General features: G+C 38.8%; 11 protein-coding genes. 4 read left to right on the top strand and 7 right to left on the bottom strand.

Annotated elements, in window-relative coordinates; translation table 11 throughout:
• Positions 1-229: 229 nt before the first annotated feature.
• Together ASF92_RS19805 and uvrA are read left to right on the top strand one after the other, a co-directional pair.
• On the top strand, positions 230-1,204 hold the full coding sequence (locus tag ASF92_RS19805; protein WP_056097479.1) for a hypothetical protein: 975 nt from the start codon (positions 230-232) through the stop codon (positions 1,202-1,204).
• A 110-nt stretch (positions 1,205-1,314) separates the two neighbouring features.
• Entirely contained in the window at positions 1,315-4,158 is a 2,844-nt protein-coding gene (uvrA, locus tag ASF92_RS19810; protein WP_056097480.1) for an excinuclease ABC subunit UvrA, read from the top strand.
• A 76-nt stretch (positions 4,159-4,234) separates the two neighbouring features.
• Here uvrA and ASF92_RS19815 read toward each other — a convergent pair whose 3' ends face one another.
• The 3 genes from ASF92_RS19815 to ASF92_RS19825 form a co-directional block, all read right to left on the bottom strand.
• Entirely contained in the window at positions 4,235-4,705 is a 471-nt protein-coding gene (locus ASF92_RS19815; protein WP_056097481.1) for a CYTH domain-containing protein, read from the bottom strand.
• Positions 4,705-6,654, bottom strand: coding sequence for a beta-N-acetylhexosaminidase (locus tag ASF92_RS19820; protein WP_056097482.1), 1,950 nt, complete (start codon positions 6,652-6,654; stop codon positions 4,705-4,707). Before ASF92_RS19820 ends, ASF92_RS19815 begins: the two co-directional genes overlap by 1 nt.
• 157 nt (positions 6,655-6,811) lie before the next feature.
• Positions 6,812-7,528: a gamma-glutamyl-gamma-aminobutyrate hydrolase family protein gene (locus tag ASF92_RS19825; RefSeq protein ID WP_056097483.1), complete on the bottom strand. Its 717-nt coding sequence runs from the start codon at positions 7,526-7,528 to the stop codon at positions 6,812-6,814.
• A gap of 251 nt (positions 7,529-7,779) precedes the next feature.
• On the opposite strand from ASF92_RS19825, the gene ASF92_RS19830 reads away from it, so the two are divergent.
• A complete protein-coding gene (locus tag ASF92_RS19830) occupies positions 7,780-9,273 on the top strand; it encodes a bifunctional ADP-dependent NAD(P)H-hydrate dehydratase/NAD(P)H-hydrate epimerase (protein WP_056097484.1) in 1,494 nt (497 codons plus the stop codon).
• Between the two features lie 89 nt (positions 9,274-9,362).
• Positions 9,363-10,067: an AIM24 family protein gene (locus ASF92_RS19835; RefSeq protein WP_056097485.1), complete on the top strand. Its 705-nt coding sequence runs from the start codon at positions 9,363-9,365 to the stop codon at positions 10,065-10,067.
• Positions 10,068-10,127: 60 nt separating this feature from the next.
• Here the strand turns inward: ASF92_RS19835 and ASF92_RS19840 are convergent, their stop codons facing one another.
• From ASF92_RS19840 to ASF92_RS19855, 4 genes are all read right to left on the bottom strand, one after another.
• Positions 10,128-10,979, bottom strand: a complete 852-nt coding sequence (locus tag ASF92_RS19840; protein WP_056097486.1) for an anti-sigma factor domain-containing protein — start codon at positions 10,977-10,979, stop codon at positions 10,128-10,130.
• Positions 10,980-10,981: 2 nt separating this feature from the next.
• On the bottom strand, positions 10,982-11,533 hold the full coding sequence (locus ASF92_RS19845; RefSeq protein WP_056097487.1) for an RNA polymerase sigma factor: 552 nt from the start codon (positions 11,531-11,533) through the stop codon (positions 10,982-10,984).
• A gap of 128 nt (positions 11,534-11,661) precedes the next feature.
• Positions 11,662-12,555, bottom strand: a complete 894-nt coding sequence (gene lipA / locus ASF92_RS19850; protein ID WP_056097488.1) for a lipoyl synthase — start codon at positions 12,553-12,555, stop codon at positions 11,662-11,664.
• 134 nt (positions 12,556-12,689) lie between these two features.
• Positions 12,690-13,040: a nuclear transport factor 2 family protein gene (locus tag ASF92_RS19855; protein WP_056097489.1), complete on the bottom strand. Its 351-nt coding sequence runs from the start codon at positions 13,038-13,040 to the stop codon at positions 12,690-12,692.
• Positions 13,041-13,223: the final 183 nt, after the last annotated feature.

Below are 13,223 nucleotides of genomic sequence, written 5' to 3' on the forward strand. Positions count from 1 at the left end.
CAGCGGAAATCCTTTTCGGGCTATAAACAAACTTCCTTCTTCCTGAATAACCTCTTCCCGAAAAGATTGCAGCATACAACGGGACTGAAAAAGCTATGGAATGCTTACGTTCGTTTTCTGATTATCGAAACGAATTTTGATAGCCTATATTTTTCGAATGGATTTTAATAAATAGATTTGTTTTCTTTAATTATAAAACCAACTCACGTCGATCAACGTTTATTGGTTAATGAAAAGACATCTCCTTTCGTTTATTCTTTTTAATTTCTCTTGCTTATTTGTTTTTGGGCAAAGTATCGATAGAGATTCGCTGGTTGTTAAACGAGAAGCTGCAAATAAGGCTTACATTGATTTATATAAGGAAAATGCCGATCTAGCTTATACATCGCCTGGCGGTGAAATAGGAGCGCCTGCTAAGTATGTAATTAACGGACGATTAACGACAACCTATATGCTATTAGGGAGTAATAAATCGCCCATCGCATTTGCTTTAATTCCCGATTTCACAGTAAGAGTTAGGAATGAATTTTCTGCTGCTGTTCGCACGCCAAGTTATCGTTTAGGAGGCGTACTATATGCAAGGTTAAATCCAAATTCTGAACATTATAAGTATGCCGAGCTGGCCTTTACGCATCATTCCAATGGTCAAGATGCTGCATCTAGGAACGAGGATGGCACCGTCAATACAAGAACGGGAAATTTCAACGCAAATTATTTAATACTTTCTTATCGCTTTGGTGACTTAACATCAACAAAACCTGACGGATATTATTATTCTGTAAATCAAAGGATCGGTTTTCAATGGTACAAATGGTTTCGCTATGAACCTGCGCTTGATGATGGTTTTGGTTTTACAAGAATACTTTATAACGTTTCACTAAGGCGCTATGACGAAATTGAAAAGAAATCAAAAATCAAAGGCAATCGCAAAGAAGAGAAAGAAACCTGGCGCTTAAATGCCGAGTTAAGTTATGCCATAAGTAAAATTCCGGAAAAAAATATATGGAATGCTGGTAAGCGATTAAATACCGAAATTAATTTTAATTATAGTTTCCCATTTATGCATAATGTGTTTTTGATGGCGGCAGTAGGCTATTACGGAGAGGACAATTATAACATTTATTTTAAGGACCGATATGGTTATGTACGTTTTGGTTTATCGTCCGGTTTCCTAAGAAACAGAACCCTGCATTATGACAATTAATCCTTAATACAGATTTAGTTAGACTTTCTTTTTGATAAAATTTTTAGCATTTTTGCAGATTGGAATTCCGGCGTTTTTAGCTCTGGATTCTCCCCAACTTTTTATAATATATGAGCAATAAATCTATCGACCTTGGTGAGCAAAAAGATGTTGAAGTTTATGGAGCAAGGGTACATAATTTAAAAAATATTGACATTAGTTTCCCGCGTAATCAATTGGTGGTAATTACCGGCTTAAGTGGAAGTGGGAAGTCGTCTTTGGCTTTTGACACCATTTACGCTGAAGGCCAGCGGCGCTATATGGAGACTTTCAGCGCCTATAGCCGCCAGTTTATGGGTGGGATGGAACGCCCTGATGTGGATAAAGTTTCCGGATTGAGTCCGGTTATTGCTATTGAGCAAAAAACAACAAGTAAAAATCCCCGCTCTACGGTAGGCACCATCACTGAGATTTACGATTTTATGCGTTTACTTTATGCCCGAGTGGCCGACGCCTATTCTTACAATACAGGTGAAAAGATGGAACGCATGAGTGAAGACCAAATTCTTAATAACATTTTTAAGAAGTTTGATGGTGTTGCTGTTAATATTTTAGCACCTATTGTAAAAGGTAGAAAAGGGCATTATCGTGAACTATTTGAACAGGTCCGTAAACAAGGTTACGTTAAAGTGCGTGTTGATGGAGAGATAAAGGACATCACTGCTAAAATGCAGGTTGACCGATATAAAATTCACGATATTGAAGTGGTTATCGATCGTTTAATTATCGATCAAAAAGATAAAAAACGTCTGTTGGATTCGCTACAAACTGCGATGAAAATGGGTAAAGGTGTGATTAAGATTAGTGATAAGGATAACAATGTTGCTCATTTTAGTAAATTCTTAATGTGCCCGACCACCGGGATTTCTTACGATGAGCCTCAGCCTAATAGTTTTTCTTTCAATTCGCCTTACGGCGCATGCGAACGTTGCGATGGTTTAGGCTATATTTTCGTTGTGGATAAGGAGTCGGTCATGCCGAACCCGAAATTGAGTATTTTAAATGGAGGCTTAGCACCACTTGGTGAGTACCGGGATACCTGGATGTTTCAGGTGTTGAAGTCACTTTCCAAAAAATATAATTTTTCGCTGTCAACACCGATAGAAAAACTCAACGATGAAACCATCAATATTATCTTGAATGGAACCCCCGACTTAATAAAAGTTGAGGTTGAATATAATAAATGGAACGTTCAGAATTATAACATTACTTTCGATGGCATAATTAAAATGCTTGAGGAACAAAACGAAAAAAGAAGTGAGTCTGCAGTTGATGATATGGAAGCCTTTCGTAAGCTTAAAACTTGTCCTGAATGCAATGGTGCGAGGCTAAAGAAGGAAAGCTTACATTTCAAGGTCGACGGAATGAATATTTTTGATTTGGCATCTATGGACATTAATAACCTTCATAAATGGTTTGAAAATGTTGATGAAAGATTGTCTGAACGCCAGAATATTATTGCGAAAGAAATCTTGAAGGAGATTAATGCCAGGATAGGTTTCTTAACCGATGTGGGTTTAACTTATTTAACGCTGGATAGAACCGCCCGAACCCTTTCCGGCGGTGAAGCACAACGGATTCGTTTGGCGACTCAGATTGGCTCGCAACTGATGAATGTAATGTACATCCTCGATGAGCCAAGTATTGGGCTGCACCAACGCGATAATGAGCGTTTGATTAATGCATTGAAAAACCTACGCGATTTAGGTAACACGGTATTAGTTGTGGAGCATGATAAGGATATGATTATGGAAGCCGACTGGGTTATCGATGTGGGGCCGGGTGCAGGCATACATGGCGGACAAATTGTTGCCGAAGGAACAGCTAAGCAAATTCTAAAATCGAACACATTAACTGCTGCTTATTTAAATGGTACAAAGAGTATCGAAACACCAAAAACCCGCAGAAATGGTAACGGGCATAAACTTTCTATAATCAAAGCCAGCGGACACAATTTAAAAAATGTTTCTGTAGATTTTCCATTAGGTAAATTTATTGCTGTTACCGGTGTTTCAGGAAGTGGTAAATCGAGTTTGATAACAGAAACTTTATACCCGATTTTGAACCACCATTTCTTCAGGGCGAAAAAAACGCCGCTTCCTTACGAGAAAATAAGCGGCTTAAAAGAAATTGATAAAGTTATTGAAATTGATCAGGCACCTATCGGCAGGACGCCCAGGTCAAATCCTTCAACTTATACCGGGGTTTTCTCAGATATCAGAAACCTTTTTGTACAGTTACCAGAAGCCAAGATTCGTGGCTATAAGCCAGGCCGTTTTTCATTTAATGTAAAGGGTGGACGTTGCGAAACCTGCCAGGGTGGTGGTATGAAAGTCATTGAAATGAATTTTCTGCCGGATGTTCAGGTTCCATGTGAGGAATGTGGCGGTAAGCGGTATAATCGCGAAACACTAGAAGTGCGTTATCGGGGAAAATCCATCAGTGATGTATTGGATATGAGTATAGAAGATGCTTGTGTTTATTTCGAGCACATTCCCATCATATATCGCAAAATTAAAACTTTGAAAGATGTTGGTTTAGGTTATATCACCTTGGGTCAATCATCTGTTACTTTATCTGGGGGTGAGGCGCAGCGTGTTAAACTGGCAACTGAACTTTCTAAGAAAGATACGGGTAAAACCTTCTATATATTAGATGAACCGACAACCGGATTGCATTTTGAGGATATTAACGTGCTTTTGGGTGTGCTGCAAGAACTGGTAGATAAAGGGAATACGATTCTGGTTATTGAACACAATTTAGATGTGGTTAAAGTTGCCGATTGGGTTATCGATCTAGGTGAGGAAGGTGGTGCCGGTGGTGGAAGAATTTTATTTGAAGGTACGCCGGAAGGTTTGGTGCAAAATCCAATTAGTTTGACCGGAAAATTCCTAAAAAAAGAGATGGGGTTGTAAAAAAAGGGATTCAATCGCACATCTGTTTTGCGCTCAATACAAACGAGCGCAAGCTTAATTTTTTATCTATTCCTTTTTAAAGCCAGTCTTTAAAAGGATAGGTAGTTAAATTAGAGTTGTAGTATTTTTTTTCATGGGTAACTTCTTCCAAAATCCAATCAGGTAATTCAAATAGTTCATCCTCAGATGTTAATTCGATTTCTGCAACAATTAAACCATCGTTATCGCCAGAAAACACATCAACTTCCCAGAGTTTACCCTCGAAAGCGATTTCATATCTTGTTTTTTCAAGCTCGTTTTCTGCGAAGTTATCCAGGAGTTCAACAGCTTCGTTTAACGGAATTTCATATTCATATTCCAACCTTGTTGCGCCTGTAGAAATCCCTTTTATGGTTAACCAACCTTTGCCAGCGGCTACTCTAATGCGTATTGTTTTATGCGGCTCTGTTGAGATGTAACCTTGTCGCAAATGCTTACCACCTGGCTTCGTTAGTTCTGCCCATTTAGCAGGATTTATCAGGAATTTCCGTTCTATTTCTTTACCCATTACCTGGCCCTTTTTTGTAAATCAGCGACTGGAATGCTGATTAATCTGCCCATAACTTCTTTTCCGCGGTAGGAAATAATGCGCAACATACTGGCATCTTTTGGAGGTACTAATGCAACAGTATATTTTGGATAAAAACGGTCTGGGGTAGAATTATCGAAACTATAATAGATATCCAGACCATCAATTTCAGGCGTTAGTTCAATCATCAACTGTTTATCGGGTGATCGTTTTACATTGATTATCGGATCGTAGATGGCTGGTGAGTATTTTACCTCTGCTAAGTCCAGACGTTTGAAATGATGCTCGGTTTTGTCCACGAAATTAGTCCAGTTTTTAGTTTCAAGAGGGCTCCAAACAGATTCAGAAGTGGCAAAAGCACGTGGCCAAAGCATGTATTGAACCTGGCGGAAAGTAAAAATTTGCTCGGTCCAAAGGTTTGCCTGGCCTCCGATAACGTATTTTGGATCAGCACCCGGCGGAATAGGGTTAAATTGGTAAGCTTTGTTAAGTCTCAAAGAGGCATAAACTCTCGGCTCTGTGGAAACATCTGCCTGCATGTAATCTAAGTAAGCAAAATCAGTTGGGCTCATCACCACATTAAGTTTTTCTTTTGATGCATCGATTCCGTATTTTATGCCTCTCCAACTCATTACTGATGCTGTTGGCGAAACACCACCTTCTAAAATTTCATCCCAGCCCATAAATTTCTTCCCTTTTGAAATTACAATCTGTTCCACACGTTTTTCAAAATAAGCTTGAACCTGCGGAATGGTTTTCAGTCCTTCACGTTGCATCAAGGCTTTTACCTGATCGTTTTTCTCCCAAAAATTATGCGGAGCTTCATCGCCCCCCATGTGGATGTATTCGAAAGGAAAAAGTTTAGCTACCTGGCTGAGTACCGAATCCAAAAAGACATAGACTTTTTCATTAGCCGGGCAAAGTGTATTATCAACCAAAGCTGTTGGTGGTGCACCACGACTCCAATCCATAATTTTCTCTCCCGAACGCACTTTATAATTAACGGCATCAGGTGTGCATGATAACTCCGGATATGATGCAATGGCTGCTAAACTGTGGCCGGGAACATCAATTTCGGGCATAATATTTACAAAACGTTCCTGGGCATATTGAACCAATTCTTTAATGTCTTCCTGTGTGTAGAAACCTCCATAAGTGCGGGGTTCATTTGCTGCAGGTGGAATGAAATCGCCGAAAGTTCCTGTTTTTTGAACACTCCAGGCACCAACTTCAGTTAGTTTTGGTAAGCCCTTAATTTCAATTCTCCAACCCTCGTCATCCGTTAAATGCAAGTGTAACAGGTTGAATTTATAACGAACCATGTTATCGATAAACTGCTTTACTTCATCTTTGGTGAAAAAGTGGCGGGCAACATCGAACATTAATCCTCTCCATCCTAATTTTGGATAGTCAACAACATCAACACACGGTATTTTCCATTTTACATTGGCGACAACTTCTTTGCTCTCAATTTCGGCCGGAAAAAGTTGAATTAGCGATTGCACACCCCAAAAAATTCCTGCAGGTTTGTTAGCCGTAATTACAATCTGAGTTGGATTTACATTTAACTTATATCCCTCTAAGCCTAACTGTGCATCATTTTGAGCATTGATAATAAATTTTATTGTTGGGTGAGTTGCATTAGCAACCGAACTTACAAACTTGCCTGTTGCCCGCTCAATTCGCTCTGACAATAAAGCTATTGATTGTTTTAAATCTCCATTTTTTGAAGTTTGAATACTGATATTTTCCGGCAAGGTGAATGTTCCGGCTTTTTTCATTAACGAAACAGGTTCGGGTATGATGGCAATTGGAGTTGTTGAAACAGCAGTTTCAGCATCGCCTGTTTCGGTTTCGTTTACTAAGGTTTGGGCGTATGAGTTGACAGCAAAAATGCAGCAGGAAATTATCAGGAATAGTTTTTTCATTCAATAATAAATTGCGGATTAACCGAATAAGTATTAATCCGCAATTTATTAAAAAAGATTTAGATTGGCACTTACACTTCGTAAAACATGTTTGCTAAAAGACAGTTTACTTTTTGGTCTGTTCACGGTAATTTGTAATTTCTTCCATTATAATGGTTTAACCATGAGTTAATTGACCACTAATTATTGCATTTACAAATGCCTCATGTATATTTTTGCTAAACGGGCTTTGCTGATCTTTTAGTCGTTCGGGATGCCACTGTACAAATAAAAGAAAAGATTTTCCATCGGGATAAAGTCTTTCAATGGCCTCGGTAACTCCGTCAGGTGAAATTGCACTAACAACCAGTCCTTTTCCGGTTTTGCCTGTGCTTTGGTGGTGATTGCTGTTCACCAAACCTTTATCGATATTAACGATGCCATTTAACCAGGAAGATGGATTGACAATAATCTCATGATAGCGGTCACTTTTATCCGGCATTTTTGAATGGTCAAATTTTCCCCAGGCCGCAATATCGGGAATTAGCGTTCCGCCAAAAAATACATTTCCTACCTGCATGCCACGGCAAATTCCCAACACCGGAATTTGGTTTTCTTCAGTATAGTCTAAAATCCTAAATTCAAATTCATCACGTTTTTCATCAATATCGTCCTCATAGCAATATGGGTAATATTCAGGCAGGTTGTAAAACCTGGGATGCACATCCTCACCGCCGGTTAAAACGATGCCGTCGCATTTTTCAATTTCATTGAAATTATTCAGTTTGTATCCTAGTTGAATAACCTCAACCTTTTTATTGTAAGATAAAACCCAATCCCTGTAAATTTCAAATTTGCTGCAGTCGGTAACGCCGATAGTTATTTTTTCAGACATAGTATTTTTATTCTCTGGACAGGGGAACACGTATTCAATATAATTTTTCACGCTAAGTATCTTGTCGCATGGCAATTTATGGAAAATATTAGTTATTGCGTTTAAACCAACGGCTATTAAAGATGTTGAGGAGTTATGTTGGGTTGAAGCTCCAATTTGCGAATCCCACTTTATTTCGGTTAAATTTTTGTCTTTGTGTTAAAACAAAACCTGTGGGATGTGCATTAAGCATATAATGCTATATTAGTTACATGCAAACACTCCTTACTTCTCTGCAAATGCGAAATGCCGATGAATTTACCATCGCCAATTTGCCTATTGCCTCTATTGATTTAATGGAGAAGGCCGCACGTGCTTTTGTAAAAAGTTTCTCAGCTTATGAATTTGATGGTACTAAAGCCATTGCTATTTTCTGTGGAAAAGGTAATAATGGTGGCGATGGTCTTGCAATTGCTCATCTGTTGTTAAACAATGGATATGGAAATGTTAAGGTGTATGTTATTAACTTCAGTAATAAACAAAGCACTGATTTCGCTATTAATTTGCAACGTTTGAATGAGTCGAAATGTAAAATTGATGTAATCGATAAGGCAGCTGATTTAAAAAATATTAGAACTGATGTAGTTATCGATGCGATTTTAGGTTCTGGTTTAAATAAGCCGCTAACCGGCGATTATGCTGATTTAGTCAAATACATTAATAAATTAAATAGAAAAGTTTATGCCGTTGATGTGCCGACAGGATTCCCAGCCGAGGGCAGCATTCCTGTAGGATACAACGGGATAAAAGCTTATAAAACGATCTGTTTTCAACGGCCGAAAATAAATTTTTTCTTCCCTGAATCTGCCCAGGCTACTGAAATATTCGAAGTGGTGGATATTGGCCTGGATGAAGATTTTATCCAAAAACAGCATTCTGATTTTTTATTGCTCCAGGAAAATGATATCCGGTCCATCTTAAAACCGAGAAAATTATTTAGTCATAAAGGTACTTACGGGCATGCATTAATCATCGCCGGCAATACCAATACCATGGGTGCAGCATTACTATCTTCAATGGCCTGCCTGCACACGGGTGCCGGTTTAGTGACAGCCTGTATTCCACAAAGCGGATTAACGGCACTCAATACGATGCTGCCAGAAGTAATGGCTTTACCGCGGGATGAATGCACGACAATAGAAAACGCGGCTAAATATCAGGCCATTGCCATTGGTCCGGGCTTAGGTGTTTCTGCTGAAAATGATAAGTTGCTCGAAAGCCTGTTACAGTCGAATCAACCTTTGGTTATAGATGCCGATGCCTTAAATATACTTGGCGTAAGACCAGATTTGATTCAACAGTTACCCAAAAACTCAATACTTACGCCTCATATGAAAGAATTCGACAGGATATTTGGTGAACATAAAAACTGGTGGTCCAGGCTCCAGACTGCAAAAGAAAAAGCACAGGCGCTACAGATAATTATTGTGCTTAAAAATCAATTTACTTTTATCTGTGTTCCTGAAGGAAGCTGTTACATCAATCCAACCGGCAATCCGTCAATGGCACAAGGCGGGATGGGCGATGTTTTAACAGGAGTAATAACCGCGTTTATCGCTCAGGGTTATTCATCATCTGAGGCCGCAATCTTAGCCTGCTATATTCATGGCAAGGTGGGGGATAATTTGGCTATGCGAAGATCAGTAGTCAATGCATCCAGTGTGGCAAAGGAAATCCCAGGTGAAATTAAAAAGCTATGTATTTGATGCAGCTATAATATCCTAAAGTTGACAACAATTAATTCCCTACTCTAAAAACAATATCTACATTCGATCAAACAGATAAAAAGCTAATTATGGAAACAAAAAGAGAATACACTTTAAATGAACTGATTCAGGAATCTGCGGAAAATCCGAATGAAAATGATTTTTTTGAATTGGAGAAACCAGCCATGCTGGAAGTAAATTTAAAAAACCAGAAGATACTGGCTAAAGCCGGCTCAATGGTGGGTTATATAGGAAATATAGATTTTAAACGCGAGGGTTTGCTTAGTAAAGGTTTGGGAGGCTTATTGAAAAAAGCCATCTCCGGGGAAGGAACTTCACTTATGCATGCCGCGGGCACAGGCAAGTTATACCTAGCTGACGAAGGTAAGAAAGTGAAAATCATCAGGCTTCAAAACGAATCGATTTTCGTCAATGGTAACGACGTTTTAGCAATTGAAGATGGGATTAAAAACGATATAAAAATGTTGAAAAGCATCGCTGGCATGATGAGCGGTGGCTTATTCCAGGTACGCTTATCGGGCAGTGGTTATATTGCAATTACTACGCATGGGGAACCACTTTTGTTAAAAGTTAGCACTAATCAGCCTGTTTACACTGACCCGAATGCAACTGTTGCCTGGTCTGAAAATTTAAGCCCAAATATCAAAACGAATTTAACTTTCGGCTCGTTTTTAGGGAGGGGAAGTGGTGAATCTTTTCAGCTGGAATTTTTTGGAGAGGGCTGGGTTCTGGTTCAGCCTTACGAAGAAGTGAAGTATGTCCAGAAATCCTAAGCATAAAAAAATCCCGGAGTTTACCGCTCCGGGATTTTAAATATTTTAATGGCTAAGCTATCAGACACCGCCCATTACAGTTAGTTTCTCCATAGTTGGATTTACACTGCCACCCATTGGTTCTAATGTTACTGCAAATGCCTGTGCTTCCTGTATAGCCGGCATTTTTAACAAAGCCTCATTTGATGCTGAATCCGGTTTTCCGAAAACGCCCAAACTTACCGGCTTTCCGTTTACCAAAGCCCAAAGCTGGTATTCGTGCTCTGGATCCGTTTTTGGTAAATCCATTGCCACATAGTTAATCAGAACCGATTTATCTTTTTTATTCCAATACACATTCATTTTAGATTTCGGACTAAAAGCCTGGCCAGCCATACGAATGGTTGCCCATTCTTTACTGTCAAACATGGCAACCATATTATCCAATCCTTTGTTGTTAAATTCTAATTGTTTAACGAGCCCTGCATATTTCTGTTTATCTAAACTTAAACTCGCAATTTGATCATGCGCGTCGTTTAATTGGTTATAAGTAACAAACAATGCAGCAGTGCTTACAATTAATAAAGCGACACATGCGACTAAAGCATATCTCAAGGTTTTTACTTTACCAGCGTTGTTATCGAATCTTACAATTCTAGGTTCTTCTTGCTGCGTGTGAGGTGTTAAAATATTTTCTCTTAGATCACTAACGTCTAATTTTTCAAATAGCCGTGTTTCTACTTCTGTAGATGGCTCTACAGCGTTTTGCATGGCATATTGCTCCATAGCCTGCTCAATCGCAGCCAATTCATCTCTTACCTCACGATATTGAGATGCCATTTCCTCAACATGTAACGTCTCTTCAGGTGTTAAATCACCTAAAACGTACAGCTCAAGTACTCCAGATTCTATATATGCTTTTAAATTTTCCACGCTCAATTAAAACTCCTTCTCAATTCTATAATAGCCAGCCTGATTCGGGTCTTTACCGTACCCAAAGGCAAATCTAATTTTTCTGCGGCTTCTACATGTGTATAGCCTTTGTAATAAACTAAATCGAGAACCGATTGTAAGTCAGGTTTTAAGTTCTCTACAAGTTGCTTCACGCCCATTACATCGGGATTAAAAGTCACCTTATTCTGTTCATCAACAAAACTTACGTTATTTTCTATATCTTGGTTTTTGAGTGAATTTTTAAAGTCTTTTGAGCGGAGCTTATCTATTGAAAGATTACGGGCAATATTCATCATCCAGGTAAATAGCCTGCCTTTTGTTTGGTCATAGTTCGTTGCTGATTGCCAGATTTTTACAAATGTTTCTTGTAAAACATCTTCGGCGAGCTCGGTATGGGTAATAATTCTTGATATAACACCATAAAGAGCCGATGAATACATGCTATACAATGTTTTTAGAACAGCAGGATCTTTCGATTGCAATGCTACAACAAGTTCAGGCTCAGTTAGGGTTAATTTTTTAAATGCAGTCACTATTGGTTACTAAGATACAGTCTTCAACACATAAAGCAAAAAAATGTTTTAGAAATACATCCGGTCGATAAATTATATAAACGGCGAATGCAGGAGACCGATCGCCTAATCATTAATGGTTAGCTAAATCAAGCGATTCCTTCTATAGGAAAAAGATGTTTTTCTGCATGGTATGAAGAACGAACTAATGGGCCACTTTCAACATATTTTAATCCTTTTTCAAGGCCAACCTCCTTATACATGGCAAAAACATCCGGGTGAATCCAATCAATTACAGGATGGTGATTGCGGGTAGGTTGTAAATACTGACCTAAAGTTAAAATATGAACGCCATTTGCAACCAAATCATCCATAGCTTCGAAAATGTCATCTTCAGTTTCACCAAGCCCAAGCATAATGCCGGTCTTTGTTCTTAATCCGAATTCGGAAATTCTTTTTAAAGCTTCTAAGCTTCTATCGTATTTAGCCTGAATGCGCACTTGTCTGGTTAATCGCTTAACAGTTTCCATATTGTGTGAAACGACCTCAGGTCGTTCCTCTAAAACACTATATAAATTATCCCATTGCCCTTTAAAATCGGGGATTAAGGTTTCTAAAGTTGTAACCGGGCTTTCCCTGCGAATCGCCTGTAAGGTTTCTGCCCAGATAATGGAGCCGCCATCCTTCAAATCATCTCGATCTACCGAAGTAATCACGCAATGTTTAACGCCCATCAATTTCACCGAGTTCGCTACGCGATTAGGTTCATCAACATCGACAGCCAGCGGGCGACCCGTTGCAACCGCACAGAATGAACAACTACGGGTACAAATATTTCCTAAAATCATGAATGTAGCCGTGCCAGCACCCCAGCATTCACCCATATTTGGGCAATTACCGCTTTCGCAAATGGTGTGTAACTTATGTGTATCTACCAAACTGCGAACCTGCGCATATTCTTTTCCAACAGGCAATTTAACACGCAACCAATCTGGTTTACGTTTAACTTCAGTTACAGCAGGTACTACCGGTAAATCAATCATAGTACAAAGTTAAGGATTAGGATTGAAATCTTGTAACATTGAAATGTTTGGGTGTTGTAATAATATGTTTCCTATCCAAGTGAACTTGCTAAATTTTGGGGGATGTCGCTACATTACGGTTTAGGTAGCAAAATTTATAACGGGATGTCATAAAGTCTGAAAAAAGACAGTTTATCCCAGTAGCCTCGTTGTAAAATGATTTTGCCCTCCTGGATTTTGAAAAAACCACAGCCTCTAAAGCCTTTTGGATCCTGCCATTCCATGATTGCCCATTCGCCATCCTGAAAGATATTCACGGGCTGACAAACCATTTCAGCGTTTGCAAATTCTGCTTCAAACATTTTTCTGATCGCAAACTTTCCTTCAACCGGCTCATTTGCTACCTGGTGGTTTATCGCATTTTCATGATATAAAAGCATCAATGTTTCTAAGTCTGCATTGTTAAATGCCTCAATCCACAACTGTAAAACTTCTTTTGGTGTCATAAATATTATGTCAATTTCAAATATTTTTGCTTTTTAACTTAGAGCCTGATTCTTCATAAAATATATGGATCTTAATCTTCTGCGTGACTTACATCAGTTTCTTATCCTAAATGAGCGGTTAGGTTTACAATTTCATCCCCGTCATTTCCTGGGGTTTCTTATTTTAACCATATTCAAAAATAA

Origin of the sequence: Pedobacter sp. Leaf176 (assembly GCF_001424305.1) — a bacterium.
GTDB lineage: Bacteria > Bacteroidota > Bacteroidia > Sphingobacteriales > Sphingobacteriaceae > Pedobacter.